The following is a 16,198-nucleotide window of genomic DNA, read 5'->3' on the forward strand; positions in this document are numbered from 1 at the left end:
TTGGCCACCTGAACAGAGGTGATATGCTCACCTCAGAACATTACAGGTGCCTCAATGAAAAAAAGAAATTTCAGCGCAGAGTTTAAACGTGAATCCGCTCAACTGGTCCTTGATCAGAACTACACCGTTGCAGCTGCGGCCAGTGCTATGGATGTGGGTCTTTCTACCATGACGCGATGGGTAAAGCAGTTGCGGGATGAACGACAGGGCAAAATACCTAAAGCCTCCCCTATAACCCCGGAACAGATTGAAATACGTGAGCTGAAGAAAAAGCTACAACGCATTGAAATGGAAAACGACATATTAAAAAAGGCTACCGCGCTCTTGATGTCAGACTCCCTGAACAATTCTCGTTAATCGGGAAACTCAGAGCGCAGTATCCTGTGGTCACACTCTGCCACGTGTTCGGGGTTCATCGCAGTAGCTACAAATACTGGGAGAAAAGCGCCGAAAAGCCAGACGGCTGGCGAGCTGTGTTACGCAGCCAGGTTCGGGAGCTGCATAACATCAGCCATGGCTCTGCTGGCGCAAGAAGTATCGCCATTATGGCAACCCTGAGAGGCTTCAGAATGGGACGCTGGCTTGCTGGCAGGCTCATGAAAGAACTGGGGCTGGTGAGTTGTCAGCAGCCTACCCACCGGTATAAACGTGTTGGTCATGAACACATCGCTATCCCGAATCGCCTTGAGCGACAGTTCGCAGTGACAGAACCTAACCAGGTGTGGTGCGGCGATGTGACGTACATCTGGACAGGCAAGCGTTGGGCTTACCTTGCAGTTGTTCTCGATCTGTTCGCAAGGAAACCAGTAGGCTGGGCAATGTCATTCTCGCCGGATAGCAAGCTGACCATCAGAGCGCTGGAAATGGCGTGGGAAGCTCGCGGTAAACCAGCCGGAGTGATGTTCCACAGTGACCAGGGTAGCCACTATACAAGCAGGCAGTTCCGGCAGTTACTGTGGCGTTGCCAGATCAGGCAGAGTATGAGCCGACGTGGAAACTGTTGGGACAACAGCCCGATGGAACGCTTCTTCCGTAGTCTGAAAAACGAGTGGGTGCCAGTGACAGGTTATATAAACTTTAGCGATGCTGCTCATGCGATCACAGACTATATCGTCGGGTATTACAGCTCGCTAAGGCCGCATGACTATAACGGTGGGTTGCCCCCAAACGAATCGGAAAACCGATACTGGAAAAACTCTAAAGCCGTGGCCAGTTTTAGTTGACCACTACAAACCCACCCGCTGTTAAGGATGTTAAGAAAAGCACGAGTGAGAGCATCCAGAGCCAGAAGAGAAAGCGGAGGTTATGACCATTACTACTAGTAGTGACAGATCGTGACAAGGCAGAGCAAAAAACGACCAATAATAAGAGAAATATCCCTGCCCAATCGCCAAAAGCGCGGAGCGCGGCAAGCGCCGCGAGAGGCGCAAGAAGGCGAACCTATCCATTGAAACGGTCAGAAGAGCGCATCGCGCTCGATGACCGAAGTCCCCACTAACACCGTTAACGAAAGATCAAAGTCTTAGAAAAAAATGACGTTTCTTTGAAGGGCTTCCATCCGTAAAAATCAAATTTTGAGATAAAGTACTTATAGAAATTAATCACTCTATAAGAGTGAGTTGACGTGAGTTTGAAGTGAGCAACATATTAAAAATATATATAATAATCAAACATATAATAACAACTACTGAGCAAAGATCACCAGAAAACAACGTCAACGTAACGTCACTCTGTAAGCACTTTTTCAGTCACTTTTTGGGTTGAATACACGTATAAATCCCCAACCATGAAATTTGAGCGCGTAAGCACGACTCTGAAAGGCTTTTTATCTTTTAACCATTTAATATACCTGAGGTATTGAAGAAGATTCTGAGACATATACTAGAACTTTACCGTGCACGACTAACAACATAAACGTTATATTTATATATAAATCAATGAGATAAATACATCTCCATCCAAAAAACAAGCATAACGCAAAATTGCGTTATCAACTTAAAAGGTACGATTGAATCTGACAGTCTGCTCTGAGCGAAATGTGGGCACGTTCACCATAAGTCTCCAGATTGAAACGAAATGATAGTGTTAAATGTTCGATAGTTACTTTTCTAAGCTCAACGTTCGTAATAGTAATCCGACACCTCAGTAAAATCTATTTCCTCCCTAGAAAGTAATGATTCCATCTCATCTAGTTTATCGATTTGAGGCAAAACACTTGTTGGTGAAATCACAACATTAAAGTCCTCATTATATCGGTGACCTACCCTTGTGAGCTCTTTACCTAATTGCAACAATATATAATCACGTAAAATAAGTTGATTCCGTCTAAATCGAATAAGACGATAGTAATGGAAGAAATCAGAACATTTTGATGAATCATAATTTCTACCATTCCACCCGGTTTTCCTCGTAGCTCGGAATAATGCTTGCTCTTGCGTATTTTTCCAAATGCTAAAATCAAAGTGACTTTTCGGGTTAGGATTTTCGTATGTTGCTTGAGGATAAAAATTAGTAACACCAAATTGATGCTTGTCAATGATCTTTAAAGTCCGATTTTGTTCAGACAACATCCGCCTTAAGGACCTAGGAATTTCGAAACGCATTAGTTTGTTTTTATCCAAGATTCTTAATTCTCTTGGAAGCATCTCATGATCCCGTTCTAAATATCTTTCACACCGTTTCGGCACATACTGAAAATACACTGAAAAAAAACAAAATATATTATCAGAAACGAGAGGAGTAATATGTATTTTTTCTTGCTCAGGAACGTTTTGAACAAAATAGTATGCCGTTCCTTGCCAAATCAACGATTGCGCTACTGCCTCCACCAATTCACGTATTGTTTCATCTACCGAGTATTTCCTATATCTAGCTTGTAAATTTCCAAACATTTTACGTGTGAGTTCTTCGTCGTTAGTTTCGACTTGAAACAAATTGGTATCACCGTGATTTACAAAATTAAAAACTCTAGCAAAATCCTCATAAAACATCCTTTGATAGAAACCTGGCCGTTCATTCTTAGACTTGGTCAATAGTCTATCAACAAAACTTAATTGCTCAGGATCGACGCTATAATCGTAAAGGGGTATATTCTTGATAATTTTCATTCAAAATCCTTATCGTATTCCACGCCAAAACGACGAGCCAACTCACTAACATGGTAATCGATCTTGAAGTCAATTTGCTCGAGTTGCGGGAAAATTTCGAGAGCACAAAAGAGATGCGATGCATCTGAATGGGAGTTTAAGAACTCTCTGACAACTTTGTTCGTATGAGATTTCCCTCTATTCATACCCATTTGATCGCTAAAGCCATCATGTCTTGCGCGGCGCTCAAATTCCATTTTCCAGTTAAGACGAATCATATCTCTCGGTGATGCGCACAAGCTGAAATTGCGCGGATTTGAAAGAATCATCATTCTCTTCAAATACTGCTGTTTGTTGGGAACAGACTCGAGCCAAGACTTAAACCTATCAAGTACTGTTTTAGATAGTTTTGCATTATCGAAATAAGCACTGTAAAGGATAGCAAAACCTAGAACTGACATCAGGTCGTTGATCGCGGATGAAAGGAGATGCAGTCGAAACTCGTTGTTTATATCGAGTTTCGGATCTACAAATTTGGTATCTGATGCCAGCAATGAGAGAACCATGAACATAGGGAATACCTTGCTCAGTTTATTTTCATCATTCTGTTCAAGCGCATGTATACATTCCTCAGCCAACTCAAAATATATCTGTCCAAAATGATCCGGTAGTTCATCATCTTGCTCTTGTTCAATGATATGTCCCACAATTTCCTCCCTACCAAGAATAGCTATAGCTTCATCCTGTGTAACGACAAACTGTTTGAGCATTTCAGCAATATTAATTTCTGGTAATGCGTATAGCTTTTCAGAGTAGTGCTCGTACTTTCTGTATCTCTCCAAGAGCAGAGAAAGTTCATTAAACCAATGGGGAAACTTCAAATGATTATGTAGGCTAGCGAGAACGACTTGCGTTGCGGCTTCCGGCATCTTCATTTTTATCAGTGAGTTAACGAAATCTGGAACCATGTTTACGTGAAAATCGCATACTTCTGGCAGAATTTTAGAATATTGTTGTAATAACTTCTGAACCGCCAACTGCTGGACGTACTTTGGTTTGGATAATCTCTGTCCTTCAATCTCTTTTTCGAATTCGATACGTTCTACGATAAAGGCCAACTCAACCTGCAGAAAAGCAGGCAAAGTGTGTAGAGAGGTCTCTGTCCAGATATCATCTTTAAAGAACTGCTCCAATTCTTTCTCAAAAGTAATCATGCGGCGTAACATTTCAAGGCAAAGATTGCTGCCTAATGCAGCCCATGCATCCGCAATTCCAACTTTTATCACCTTTTCCTCAAAATAATTAACGACATCAGACGGTGTAAAGGCTTTTTCAATGATCGTCTTCATTTTCCGAAGTTCACGTATACCAATATCGAACTGAAACTGTTGTGCATAAGTTAATATACGAGATGAGAATAGACTGATGAGATCCAACCCGAGCTTGAAATCACCGGCTTTGAATGCAAGTTCAATATGGCCTACCAACCTATTGATAATTTCATTCTCTAACCAAAGATAATTTGGTTCTTCTTCAACCGTTAATTGGCTCCTTGTTTTTAAAGCAATGGATGTTACACTGTCGCCAGCTAAGAACCATTGCTTATGTTTTATTCGTCTAGGGAAGGTGCGAACAAGTTCCTGATATGAGATCATCATATTCATCCGGAGCGCATCCCAGAGGGACATCATGAGCCATCAACTCACCTTCGCCGATAGTGAATTCAGCACTAAGCGCCGTCAGACCCGAAAAGAGATTTTCCTCTCCCGCATGGAGCAGATTCTGCCATGGCAGAATATGACCGCTGTCATCGAGCCGTTTTATCCCAAGGCGGGCAATGGCCGACGGCCCTATCCGCTGGAGACCATGCTGCGTATTTACTGCATGCAGCATTGGTACAACCTGAGCGACGGTGCCATGGAAGATGCCCTGTACGAAATCGCCTCCATGCGCCTGTTTGCCCGATTATCCCTGGATAGCGCCCTGCCGGATCGCACCACCATCATGAATTTCCGCCACCTGCTCGAGCAGCATCAACTGGCCCGTCAATTGTTCAAGACCATCAATCGCTGGCTGGCCGAAGCAGGCGTCATGATGACCCAAGGCACTTTGGTGGATGCCACCATCATTGAGGCACCCAGCTCTACCAAGAACAAAGAGCAGCAACGCGATCCGGAGATGCATCAGACCAAGAAAGGCAATCAGTGGCACTTTGGCATGAAGGCCCACATTGGTGTCGATGCCAAGAGTGGCCTGACCCACAGCCTAGTTACCACCGCGGCCAACGAGCATGACCTCAATCAGCTGTGTAATCTGCTTCATGGAGAGGAGCAATTTGTCTCAGCCGATGCCGGCTACCAAGGAGCGCCACAGCGCGAGGAGCTGGCCGAGGTGGATGTTGACTGGCTGATCGCCGAGCGTCCCGGCAAGGTAAAAACCTTGAAGCAGCATCCGCGCAAGAACAAAACGGCCATCAACATCGAATACATGAAAGCCAGCATCCGTGCCAAGGTGGAGCACCCGTTTCGCATCATCAAGCGGCAGTTCGGCTTCGTGAAAGCCAGATACAAGGGGCTGCTGAAAAACGATAACCAACTGGCGATGTTATTCACCCTGGCCAACCTGTTTCGGGTGGACCAAATGATACGTCAGTGGGAGAGATCTCAGTAAAAACCGGAAATAACGCCAGAAATGGTGGAAAAAATAGCCTAAATAGGCTGATTCGATGTGTTTGCGGGAAAAAAATCGGCCCAGATCCGCGAAATTTTAATCAGCGAGTCAGCTTGGGAAGAAATGACCTGCTTATTCGCACCTTCCTTAGTAATTCCCCGTCAATCTCAGGTACAGGATGGTTCAGACGCAGACAGGCTTTCTGCAGATAATGGCGAAACAGCGGTTCAACATCATCCGGGCGCTGAGACAACGGCTGGCAACCAATTTGCGTCATCGCAAAACAGTAATAGAGTTCGGCCACAATCTGGTTGGTTGCCGCCAGTTCCACCAACGAAGTGGCGCCAATGCCAATTAGGCGAAACGGACGTCGCTCCTGGCTTTGCAAATGCACCAGATGGTGCTGCTGTTCACGCGTCAGGCACTCAATATGGCTCAGAACCAGCGTTCCCCCTTGCGCCTGGGCAATAAGGTCATTGAGTTGTTCAGAGTTCCCGGGCGTCAATTCACCGCGAATAAACGCGCTTTCAGCGCTGCGCCCAAGTTGATGTAAATAACGGGCCCCGGTCATACGCCCGGTTCCCGGCTCGCCATAAAACCAGACGGCAATATCCGTTTCCGCCAGTTGCCGTAAACGCTGGCGATACTGATTAACCCAGTCACTGTAGCCGACCAGTTCAACTTGTAGCTTTTGCTGGCAATAGTGACGACGTGCAATCACAGATTTTCTCTGACGCAATGCATCCTCTACCAACACCAGCAGTTTGCCAGGATCAACCGGTTTTTGCAGAAAGTCCCACGCCCCTTTCTTCACCGCGTCCACCGCCATCGGAACATCGCCATGCCCGGTGATCAACAGAATCGGAAGCTGATTGTCATCCTGATGAAACAACGTCATCAGGTCGATTCCATTACAGCCAGGCATACACACATCGCTCAGGACAATCCCTGGCCAGTCGGCCTGCAACCAATTTCGGGCATCAAAAGGGTTACTGCATGCGAATACATGATATCCCTCCTGTTCAAGCAACAGGGTGTAAGCGTCGAGAACATCGGCATCATCATCAATAAGCAGAACAGAATATTCATCACTCAACATCGTTTACATCCGTCAGATTAAATTGCAGAACGACGCAGGCATTGCGCCCCGGGGTTGACGCCAGGCGCAGTTCGCCGTTCATTTGCATCATTAACGATACACAAATCGATAAGCCAATACCGAGGCCAACATCCTTACTGGTGGTAAACGGTTTTAACAGTGATGGTAATAATGCCCCAGGCCAGCCGGGGCCGTTATCGCTGATAAATACGCACAACCGGCTGCCTTCGGCCTGCCAGTGAACATCTATTTTCGCCGCTACCGGACAGGCATCCAGCGCATTTGCCAGGACGTTTACCAGCACCTGCTGAATACGCACTTCATCACCAGCCACCCACACGCTCCGATCTGGGAGCGTCAGCGTACCCTGCTGTGGCTTATGCCGCATGGACAACAGTTCCCAGGCAGCATTGAACGTTTGTCGGAGATCGACCGGATGCAGAGGCGTACCTGGCTCGGCTCGGCGCGCAAACTGACGCAGCGAACGGATAATGGCATCAATGCGAGTAATCAGTCCCTCCGCTTTGGTTAATGTGCTTCTGGCCTGAGCGGATTGCCCCTGTTCAATTGCCCTCCCCGCCGTAAACAGGTACATCGACAGCGCATTCAGCGGTTGATTAATCTCGTGCGCCAGCGTGGTCATAGTCTGGCCGACCACCGCCAGTTTTGCGGTTTGGATCAGCTCATCCTGCGTTGCGCGAAGATCGGATTCAATCTCTTTGCGCTCGGTCACTTCCTGCTCCAGCTGATTTTTTTGCGCGCTCAACTGGCCCAGAGTATGGCGCAGCAAGCCTGCGATACGCCCCAGTTCATCGCGTCCATATACCGGGATAGTGGCATCCGTTCTGCCAAGACCAATTTGCACCACGGCCTGGTTGAGCGCAGTAAAACGTTTCACCAGACGCGAACGAATGAAGTAGTGATTAAGCCCCCAGGCGAGAAGTAGCGCCAGCAGCGTCGCCAGCAGGATAAGTCCACCGCTGACACGAACAATTTGTTCCAGCCGTTGGTTAAACGTCTGCATTTGCTGATGGCTACTCCCCAGTTGCGCTTCAAGCAGTGTTCGAAAGCGCCCAAGTGTGGCCTCTCTGGCATGGCTGGCATCAACGAGCGCTTTTTGCGCGGCGACATAATCGCGCATGGTATCGGGCATTTTATTTTTCATCATCCCGATTTCCAGCAGCTCATCGATAGTTTGTCGCAGTGTGATAGTGCTGGGCCAGTCATCAAGGGTACGGATATTTTCATCCGCCGTTTTCTTCAGATTTTCCAGGTAGCGGATGTGATTCTCCACCAGCATTCCGTCGTCGCTGCCCGATTTCAGTTCATTAAGCCTGTCGCGTAAATCATCAACGATCTGGTTTTCAATTCTTGCCAGGGTGTAAACCTGCTGCTGCTCGTTTTGCACCTCTCGGGCACGTTTGAGATACAGCGCCGCATCACCATTTTTGGCCTCGATTTGATCCAGCAACGTCCCCTGCTGCCAGGTAAAATCCTGCACCAGTGAATTCAGCTCAGTAGTAAAATCATCATGTAGCCAATCAATGCGCGCGGAAAGTTCGCTCACTTTTTCGCGTACAAGGAACATGTTGTAGAGCACCCGGTCCAGTTCTGCCATCAGCGCCCGGCTGTCTTGCAAAATCACCGCCAGCTGCTGCTGTTCTGCTGGTTGTAACCCCCTGCTCAGCACTTCGATTTTATCCAGATGCGAGATTATCTGATTGCGCAGTTGCAGCCTTACCGTCGTATTGGGAGCCAGCAGGAATTCATTAAGCTGGTCCACAACCAGGTTGAGATTCCCTTCAATCAAAAAAGCGGAATGCACGCGCGGGAAGTAATCATCAAGCGAATAGCGTATCTGCGAGCTCTGCTCATGCCAGGAGTACAAACTGACGCAGCTTACGCTCAACGTCAGTAATGCGCCCGTCAGAAAGGCTCCTCGCAGACTGCTGCTGATGCTGAGCTGACGCAGACGGTGCAGTATCGATCCACCTTTCATTTTAATTCTTCCAGTTTTGATATCGCCTGACGCTGATTTTTAAGAAACCAGAGCTGCCACTCCATCATCTGCTGTTCGGCAACGCTTTTATTATCAAACTGCGCAAGCCAGGCTTCATCTTCACTACTTTTGGCATCTATCGGAACGCTGGTCAGTAAGGCTCTGATTTCGGGTAGCGGGCGTTTCAGGCGAGCTTCCGCACTGTATAGCGCCCGCCATGCATCCTTTAGTTGCGCAAGACGAAAACTGATTGCGGTATCAAACATCCGCTGCACCAACTGTTGCCGCTTAAGGATCAGCCGATAATTAAGCGCAGGCTGGTTCATTAAAATAGCCTGCTGAGCAGCGCGGGGATTATCAGATGCGAGCTGCGTTACCGGGTATTTCCCCGTATTAGCATCCGCAAGGATCCGCTGTCCCTCCGGGCTTAACAAATAGCGGATAAAACGACGCGCTTCATTGGGGTGCTGGCTGTTATTGAGAACAGCAACATAGGTTGGCGATACTGCCGAGCGTGGAAAATAGGTAAACGCCAGGTGAGGATCGTTAAGCAACAAGTTAGCATAATTATCAATGACCGGCCCCGCAACGCCAAGGCCGCTCTTAATTTTGTCGGCTACGCCAAAACTGCGTGATGAAATCGTCACCAGATTTCCAGCACTCGCCAGTAATGTCGCCCAGCCCTCTTCCCACCCTTTTTGCTGTAGCAACGACTCAACCATCAGATGGTTGGTATCGGAACGCGACGGGCTACTCATTAACAAAGCGTTCTGATATTTAGGATGCGTTAAATCCCCCCAGTCAGCAGGAGGCGACAAATGACGCGCCGCCAGCGCAGAACGGTTAATCAATAGGCCAAAACCAGATATCGCAACAGCCACGGAGGTAGAACGAATCGAGTCCGGCACCAGCCGCTGGCTTTCCGGCAGCACATTATCGAAGGGCGCCAGCTTCTGATGCTCCTGAAGATGCTGCAACAGCATGGGCGACGAGGTCAAAATCAAATCGACGTTCTCCGCATTGGCAGTATCAAGCAGTTGTTCCAGTGAACTGCTGGTCCGGTTTAATGTGCGAATCATCACCGACCCCGGTTCCGTCTGCCAACGCTGAATAATCCAGGCCGTTGCCCCCGGTGAAAAGGTTGTTGCCATTACCAGCTCTTTACCCTGCGCCAGACAACTCACCGACAGCGACATAAAACAGAGCGAGACCGCCCAACAACGCCCCCGGTCCAAAAGTCTGTTTGTGATCCCGTTCATAAATACCAACATGTGCAAAAAATAATATTGAGACAAAACTTACCCGTTTATCACTGCCAGAGTGAAGAATAAGGTTATTCGTAGAATAACCAAACGGAAAGTGACGGCATCGGTAAAGAATACCCGAAAATGCAGCCTGAATTTGTTAATATCCGCACACGCTGATGATAAAAACGTCCGTAAAAGAATAGAATTTAAAATCCATTATTTAAAAAGAGTCAAAATCAGCCACGCAATCCACAAATTGTGTCAATAGTGACTCATTTCATCAACTTGAGTTTCTCTGCCGTCTATTTCACTCTTCACTGCGAAAAATCCTGATATTCACATCAATATAAATTTAGGTGATGATATGTTATCAATATTTAAAGCAGGGCCAGCGGCAAATAAAGTCCCGGCGGAGAAAGTCCAGGAAACTTATGGCCGATACCGCATTCAGGCATTACTCAGCGTATTTCTTGGCTATCTTGCGTACTATATTGTGCGCAATAACTTCACGCTCTCAACACCGTACCTGAAGGAACATCTGGATCTCAGTGCCACACAAATTGGTCTACTCAGCAGCTGCATGCTTATTGCTTATGGGATCAGTAAAGGCATTATGAGCAGCCTGGCAGACAAGGCCAGCCCTAAGGTCTTTATGGCATGCGGCCTGATTCTGTGCGCCATTGTAAACGTCGGTTTAGGATTCAGTACCGGATTCTGGATTTTTGCCGCTCTGGTCGTTTTCAATGGTTTGTTCCAGGGTATGGGCGTTGGCCCTTCATTTATTACCATTGCCAACTGGTTTCCGCGTAAAGAACGTGGACGCGTTGGCGCATTCTGGAATATCTCTCACAATGTTGGCGGTGGTATTGTTGCCCCGATCGTGGGTGCCGCCTTTGCCATTTTGGGGAGCGAGCACTGGCAAAGTGCCAGCTATATTGTTCCGGCCGGTGTGGCCGTCCTGTTCGCTTTTATTGTGCTAATGCTGGGGAAAGGTTCACCACGCCAGGAAGGCTTACCGGCTCTGGAACAAATGATGCCGGAAGAAAAAGTCGTATTAAATTCCCGACACGCTGTCCAGGCGCCAGAAAATATGAGTGCCTTCCAGATCTTCTGCACTTATGTGCTGCGTAATAAGAATGCCTGGTATGTTTCACTGGTAGATGTCTTCGTCTATATGGTGCGTTTTGGCATGATTAGCTGGTTGCCTATTTATCTGTTAACCGAAAAACATTTTTCGAAAGAGCAAATGAGCATCGCTTTTCTGTTTTTTGAATGGGCGGCAATCCCTTCCACATTACTGGCGGGTTGGCTTACCGATAAACTGTTTAAAGGCCGTCGCATGCCGCTGGCCATGATTTGTATGGCGCTGATTTTCGTCTGTTTGATCGGCTACTGGAAAAGTGAATCCCTGCTGATGGTCACTATTTTTGCCGCCATTGTGGGTTGCCTGATCTATGTTCCACAGTTCCTCGCTTCTGTTCAGACGATGGAAATCGTCCCCAGCTTCGCAGTGGGGTCAGCGGTAGGTTTACGCGGATTTATGAGCTACATTTTTGGCGCGTCGCTGGGAACCAGCCTGTTTGGCGTAATGGTCGACAAAATGGGATGGCATGGCGGATTCTATCTGTTGATGGGTGGGATTGTCTGCTGCATCCTGTTTTGCTACCTCTCTCATCGTGGCGCGCTGGAGCTCGAACAGCAGCGAAAAAATGCTCAGCAAGAGGAAGCCTCACTCCAGTTGGCGGATGCCCGGTAATTCATTTCGCTCTCACAAAAAAGTGCCAGCGATGCTGGCACTTCAATAACTCAGATAAATAAAAAAGCTCAACGTGATAATTTATTGCTAAACGTAACATTCCAAATTATTGCTTACCGTAACCCACCATAAAGCGAATAATCAAACCGCAAGCAGGAGCAAGAAACAGGAATAACCCGGTTACCATTTCGTTACCGTTGGTCAATCGCATAGTAAAAAAGTAAATTAATGCCGTAAGGATGGCCATGCCGAGAAAAGCGCTGATTGACGCCGCAGCGCCCATAACCTGCCAGATATAGCAACTGACGCACAAAATGCTCAGAGCGAGAAAGATCCAGAAATAGAGCATAGCGATACCTCCTGTTTGCCGTAAACTTAACGTAAGTCCTTACACTCCCTTAACTTTATATTCTAAGACAATTCCTATCCTCGTGCAATTTCAGCAACATCTTAGTTACAAAAATCCTTCACCTGCATACTATTACTCTCTCGGGCAGACATTTATTTAATCTGCATAAAAACAACGGATTATATATAGGTTAATTTTTGTTCTTAATCGCCTTAAAAACATTTACGAATCTTGAGTAATTATTTCTGGCTGACATTAATTTTCGGGTGTACATTGTGCGTCCGATCATTCATGCCCCCTCGTGGTTTTGTCCTGACTCAGTTTTACACTCTTTACAGGAACCAATGTCGTTCATGGCGGCCTAACGATCAGTACAGAGGGTAAAGCGAAAGACAAAGAATCTTCGCGATACATCTATTTCGTATCAACAACAGGTGCTTATGTTCCCCCAATGTAAATTTTCACGCGCGTTTTTGCATCCGCGCTACTGGCTCACGTGGTTTGGTGTTGGAGTGCTCTGGTTACTGGTACAGCTTCCCTATCCCGTATTGTGTTTTCTTGGTACCCGTACAGGAACGCTGGCTCGTCCATTTTTAAAACGCCGTGAATCTATTGCACGTAAAAATCTCGAACTCTGTTTCCCAAATTTGTTGCAGGAAGAAAGAGACAAACTGGTCGATGAGAATTTCCGTTCACTCGGCATGGGGCTACTTGAAACAGGTATGGCCTGGTTCTGGCCGGACCGTCGGGTGCGTAAATGGTTTGATGTAGAAGGACTGGACAACCTGAAACGCGCCCAGTTGCAAAATCGTGGCGTGATGGTTGTAGGCGTACACTTTATGTCGCTCGAGTTGGGTGGCCGCGTAATGGGGCTTTGTCAGCCAATGATGGCGACCTATCGCCCGCACAACAATAAGTTGATGGAGTGGATCCAAACCCGCGGTCGTATGCGCTCCAACAAGGCGATGATCGGCAGAAATAATCTGCGTGGTATTGTCGGCGCTCTGAAAAAAGGAGAAGCCGTATGGTTTGCCCCCGATCAGGACTACGGTCGTAAAGGAAGCTCGTTTGCCCCCTTCTTTGCCGTCAAAGATGTGGCAACCACCAACGGTACCTACGTGCTGTCGCGTTTGTCGGGTGCAGCGATGCTGACCGTAACCATGGTGAGAAAAGCAGATAACTCTGGTTATCGCCTGTTCATCACGCCTGAAATGGAAGGTTACCCGGCTGATGAGTGCCAGGCAGCGGCCTATATGAATAAAATTATCGAAAAAGAGATCATGCGCGCGCCCGAGCAGTATCTCTGGATCCACCGTCGCTTCAAAACGCGCCCGATGGGTGAAGCCTCGTTGTATATCTGAAAAGAAAGGCCGCAAGGCCTTTCTTTTTTTCTACGGCTGAATTACTTCACGCCCCATTTATTGTGGAGTTCAGTCATTCGTTCGCTATAGCTTCGGGCAATGCAGGCTGGCTCATCATCCTTCTCCTTCCAGCACTCGTTGCGTCCTTTGATCCAACCGCGCTGCTCTGCTTTTAACATCGGATCATTCTTCGATTTAGCCAGTGCCTGTTTAAAAATTTCGTTCAATTTCAGATCCATTGCAGAGAGCGATGGGCTCTGGCAAATAATATCTTCCGCACTTCCCTTTTGAACAGCAGAGCAGGAGTAAGACGGACCAGCGTTGGTCGATTTTTTCGCTGGAGAGTAATCAATATTGTCCTCCGGCAGGCAAACCCCGTGCTTACGATTAGGTCCAGTCCAGGATACGTCCGGATTTCCGTCATCTTTGCGGGAGATAGAAACGGTATTTTTACCACTTGTCGCCTCCCAATAGTTTTCATCGAAAGCCTTCACCGTCGCCTTCGCGCCATCGATCCAGACATTGCCTTTACCATCACTATTCACACCACCAATACTTGCGCAGCTGAAATTGAACGCCAGCGGCGAAGCCGCCATCGACGTCAACGGCGTAAGAGCGAGTGCTAACATCATTAACCTGGTCATTTTTAACCTTTTCATTATTAAATTCCGCGAAAAATTAACCGCATTAACATCATGGCGATATGAGAACTATCCGAGTAAGCATTCCGTCGCTCAATAGCAATTTATTACCGAGAGAAATTAAACTGTCGCCGAATCACGACACTTGTAAGTTATTAAAATTAAATAAAAAAATGCCTCTTGTCTCACCTCATTTTTAGGCGTACATTAGCGCCGTCTGGAGCATTAAAGCTCAGAATTCTGAGGTGATGCAGCCAAGTAAACGAGGGGAATTCTCCATTTCGTTTATGCGTGCATCAGCTCTCTGTCAGGTAAGCATATGTTCATTTAGACATACCCAAGGTATGCGGAGAGATGAAAAGTGAAATATTTCTTTATGGGCATTTCTTTTATGGTCATCGTTTGGGCCGGTACTTTCGCCCTGATGATCTAAATTAAAAGACGCAGCAAAAAACAGGAGCCATAAGGCTCCTGTTTGCATTTTGGGGGAACATTCGGTCAGTCGGTACTTTCAGAAGTCGATTTTGCACTGGTCGGTAACAGGCCATCTGCGCGGAACATTGCTTTGATACCGCGAATAGCCTGGCGGGTACGGTCACGGTTTTCAATCAACGCAAAACGCACATGCGTATCACCATAATCACCAAACCCAATCCCCGGTGAAACGCATACCTTCGCTTCGTTCAGCAGTTTCTTGGCAAACTCAAGTGACCCCATCCCGGCGTATTGCTCTGGAATTTTCGCCCAAACGTACATCGAGGCTTTTGGCACCTCGACCATCCAGCCAGCTTCATGCAGCCCTTTGACCAGCACATCACGACGACGTTTATATTGCTCTGCAATATCTCGCACGCACTGCTGATCGCCTTCCAGCGCGGCGATGGCCGCAACCTGTAACGGTGTAAAGGTTCCGTAATCGTGATAGCTCTTAATTCGCGCCAGCGCGTTTACCAACGTTTTATTGCCCACCATAAAACCGATACGCCAGCCCGCCATGTTGTAGCTTTTCGACAGGGTGAAAAATTCAACTGCGACATCGCGAGCGCCCGGTACCTGCATAATCGACGGCGCTTTCCAGCCGTCATAAACAATATCAGCGTAGGCCAGGTCGTGAACCACCAGCACGTCATAGCGTTTAGCCAGAGCCACAACTTTTTCGAAAAACTCCAGCTCGACGCATTGTGCCGTCGGGTTCGACGGGAAACCTAAGATCATCATCTTCGGTTTCGGATAGCTTTCGCGAATCGCGCGCTCCAGCTCATTAAAGAAATCGACGCCTTCGACCAGCGGCACAGATCGTACCTGCGCGCCGGCAATCACCGCGCCATAAATATGGATGGGATAACTTGGGTTGGGTACGAGGACCGTATCACCGTGATCGAGCGTTGCCAGCATCAGGTGCGCAAGTCCCTCTTTGGAACCGATGGTCACAATGGCTTCGGATTCAGGATCGATCTCAACGTCATAGCGTTCCTGGTACCAGCGGGAAATCGCCCGACGCAGACGCGGAATACCGCGAGAGGTGGAATAACCGTGCGTATCCGGGCGCTGCGCCACGGTACACAGTTTTTCAACAATGTGAGGAGGCGTGGCCCCATCCGGGTTCCCCATGCTGAAGTCGATAATATCTTCGCCGCGCCGACGCGCAGCCATCTTCAGTTCAGCCGTGATGTTAAAAACGTACGGGGGAAGGCGATCAATACGCGTAAAGCGACGTTCAGGGCGGGAGTCAGCCATAATATCCTCAGATTAACGTTAGCGCCCGGACCGTCCGAGCGACGCTGCCACGATGGTGGCACGTTTAGAAAATAGCCTGAATAATTTCCTTCTGTCGAGAGGCAAAACAAAATATTTTTTCCTGACAAAAAAGAGGAACAACATAGTAAAATGAGGAAATATTCATTTTCACAACCCGCTTAAAATTACCATCATTTAACATTTTGTTGTTAAATACATTACCTTGAACACAGCGCTGACAGGACAGGTATTG

Annotated in this window: 13 protein-coding genes and 2 pseudogenes; 7 read left to right on the plus strand and 8 right to left on the minus strand. The window is 47.5% G+C overall.

The window, feature by feature from the left end:
- Positions 1 to 54 precede the first annotated feature (54 nt).
- Together C2U41_RS14565 and C2U41_RS30155 are read left to right on the plus strand one after the other, a co-directional pair.
- Positions 55 to 1,223, plus strand: a protein-coding gene (locus C2U41_RS14565) for an IS3 family transposase (RefSeq protein WP_100216202.1) whose coding sequence is annotated in 2 segments (ribosomal slippage) — positions 55 to 304 and positions 304 to 1,223 — 1,170 coding nt in all. Because the reading frame shifts where the segments join, the coding sequence is not laid out codon by codon here.
- 3 nt (positions 1,224 to 1,226) lie between these two features.
- Positions 1,227 to 1,322, plus strand: a pseudogene (locus C2U41_RS30155) (replication protein); the annotation flags it as partial.
- Positions 1,323 to 2,114: 792 nt separating this feature from the next.
- Here the strand turns inward: C2U41_RS30155 and C2U41_RS14570 are convergent.
- Together C2U41_RS14570 and C2U41_RS14575 are read right to left on the minus strand one after the other, a co-directional pair.
- On the minus strand, positions 2,115 to 3,107 hold the full coding sequence (locus tag C2U41_RS14570) for a hypothetical protein (protein WP_103849261.1): 993 nt from the start codon (positions 3,105 to 3,107) through the stop codon (positions 2,115 to 2,117).
- Entirely contained in the window at positions 3,104 to 4,750 is a 1,647-nt protein-coding gene (locus tag C2U41_RS14575) for a hypothetical protein (RefSeq protein ID WP_233901268.1), read from the minus strand. The genes C2U41_RS14570 and C2U41_RS14575 overlap by 4 nt, the downstream gene beginning before the upstream one ends.
- A 25-nt stretch (positions 4,751 to 4,775) precedes the next feature.
- On the opposite strand from C2U41_RS14575, the gene C2U41_RS14580 reads away from it, so the two are divergent.
- Together C2U41_RS14580 and C2U41_RS29980 are read left to right on the plus strand one after the other, a co-directional pair.
- Complete coding sequence (locus tag C2U41_RS14580; protein WP_032170067.1) at positions 4,776 to 5,756, plus strand: IS5-like element ISKpn26 family transposase; 981 nt, start codon at positions 4,776 to 4,778, stop codon at positions 5,754 to 5,756.
- On the plus strand, positions 5,738 to 5,968 hold the full coding sequence (locus tag C2U41_RS29980) for a hypothetical protein (RefSeq protein WP_308457701.1): 231 nt from the start codon (positions 5,738 to 5,740) through the stop codon (positions 5,966 to 5,968). The genes C2U41_RS14580 and C2U41_RS29980 overlap by 19 nt, the downstream gene beginning before the upstream one ends.
- Here C2U41_RS29980 and C2U41_RS14590 read toward each other — a convergent pair.
- The 3 genes and pseudogenes from C2U41_RS14590 to pgtC form a co-directional block, all read right to left on the minus strand.
- Positions 5,902 to 6,855: pseudogene (locus C2U41_RS14590) on the minus strand (sigma-54-dependent transcriptional regulator); the annotation flags it as partial. The gene C2U41_RS29980 and the pseudogene C2U41_RS14590 overlap by 67 nt on opposite strands.
- A complete protein-coding gene (gene pgtB / locus C2U41_RS14595) occupies positions 6,845 to 8,839 on the minus strand; it encodes a two-component system sensor histidine kinase PgtB (protein WP_170973537.1) in 1,995 nt (664 codons plus the stop codon). The pseudogene C2U41_RS14590 and the gene pgtB, both read right to left, overlap by 11 nt.
- Positions 8,840 to 8,850: 11 nt before the next feature.
- A complete protein-coding gene (gene pgtC / locus C2U41_RS14600; protein ID WP_103790837.1) occupies positions 8,851 to 10,050 on the minus strand; it encodes a phosphoglycerate transport regulator PgtC in 1,200 nt (399 codons plus the stop codon).
- A 415-nt stretch (positions 10,051 to 10,465) separates the two neighbouring features.
- Here pgtC and pgtP point away from each other — a divergent pair, with 415 nt between their 5' ends.
- Positions 10,466 to 11,857 (plus strand): phosphoglycerate transporter PgtP, encoded by a 1,392-nt coding sequence (gene pgtP / locus C2U41_RS14610; protein WP_003028229.1) that lies wholly within the window; start codon positions 10,466 to 10,468, stop codon positions 11,855 to 11,857.
- 106 nt (positions 11,858 to 11,963) lie between these two features.
- On the opposite strand, the gene C2U41_RS14615 is transcribed toward pgtP, so the two are convergent.
- A complete protein-coding gene (locus C2U41_RS14615; RefSeq protein ID WP_003028231.1) occupies positions 11,964 to 12,206 on the minus strand; it encodes a YfdY family protein in 243 nt (80 codons plus the stop codon).
- 440 nt (positions 12,207 to 12,646) lie between these two features.
- Here C2U41_RS14615 and lpxP point away from each other — a divergent pair, with 440 nt between their 5' ends.
- Positions 12,647 to 13,567, plus strand: coding sequence for a kdo(2)-lipid IV(A) palmitoleoyltransferase (gene lpxP, locus C2U41_RS14620; protein WP_032936530.1), 921 nt, complete (start codon positions 12,647 to 12,649; stop codon positions 13,565 to 13,567).
- 41 nt (positions 13,568 to 13,608) lie between these two features.
- Here the strand turns inward: lpxP and C2U41_RS14625 are convergent, their stop codons facing one another.
- Positions 13,609 to 14,226: a lysozyme inhibitor LprI family protein gene (locus C2U41_RS14625; RefSeq protein WP_032936529.1), complete on the minus strand. Its 618-nt coding sequence runs from the start codon at positions 14,224 to 14,226 to the stop codon at positions 13,609 to 13,611.
- Between the two features lie 343 nt (positions 14,227 to 14,569).
- Here C2U41_RS14625 and ypdK point away from each other — a divergent pair, with 343 nt between their 5' ends.
- Positions 14,570 to 14,641: a membrane protein YpdK gene (gene ypdK / locus C2U41_RS14630; protein WP_010723117.1), complete on the plus strand. Its 72-nt coding sequence runs from the start codon at positions 14,570 to 14,572 to the stop codon at positions 14,639 to 14,641.
- A 65-nt stretch (positions 14,642 to 14,706) separates the two neighbouring features.
- On the opposite strand, the gene alaC is transcribed toward ypdK, so the two are convergent.
- Complete coding sequence (gene alaC, locus C2U41_RS14635) at positions 14,707 to 15,945, minus strand: alanine transaminase (protein ID WP_003028236.1); 1,239 nt, start codon at positions 15,943 to 15,945, stop codon at positions 14,707 to 14,709.
- Between the last annotated feature and the right edge of the window lie 253 nt (positions 15,946 to 16,198).

The sequence above is a fragment of the Citrobacter freundii complex sp. CFNIH4 genome (assembly GCF_002934505.1).
GTDB lineage: Bacteria > Pseudomonadota > Gammaproteobacteria > Enterobacterales > Enterobacteriaceae > Citrobacter > Citrobacter freundii.

What these genes read in the sequence shown, in the direction of transcription:
- C2U41_RS14570 (WP_103849261.1), bottom strand. Translation starts at nt 3,107, where the DNA reads ATGAAAATTATCAAGAATATACCCCTTTACGATTATAGCGTCGATCCT.
- C2U41_RS14575 (WP_233901268.1), bottom strand. Translation starts at nt 4,750, where the DNA reads ATGAATATGATGATCTCATATCAGGAACTTGTTCGCACCTTCCCTAGA.
- C2U41_RS14580 (WP_032170067.1), top strand. Translation starts at nt 4,776, where the DNA reads ATGAGCCATCAACTCACCTTCGCCGATAGTGAATTCAGCACTAAGCGC.
- pgtC (WP_103790837.1), bottom strand. Translation starts at nt 10,050, where the DNA reads ATGTCGCTGTCGGTGAGTTGTCTGGCGCAGGGTAAAGAGCTGGTAATG.
- pgtP (WP_003028229.1), top strand. Translation starts at nt 10,466, where the DNA reads ATGTTATCAATATTTAAAGCAGGGCCAGCGGCAAATAAAGTCCCGGCG.
- C2U41_RS14615 (WP_003028231.1), bottom strand. Translation starts at nt 12,206, where the DNA reads ATGCTCTATTTCTGGATCTTTCTCGCTCTGAGCATTTTGTGCGTCAGT.
- lpxP (WP_032936530.1), top strand. Translation starts at nt 12,647, where the DNA reads ATGTTCCCCCAATGTAAATTTTCACGCGCGTTTTTGCATCCGCGCTAC.
- C2U41_RS14625 (WP_032936529.1), bottom strand. Translation starts at nt 14,226, where the DNA reads ATGAAAAGGTTAAAAATGACCAGGTTAATGATGTTAGCACTCGCTCTT.
- alaC (WP_003028236.1), bottom strand. Translation starts at nt 15,945, where the DNA reads ATGGCTGACTCCCGCCCTGAACGTCGCTTTACGCGTATTGATCGCCTT.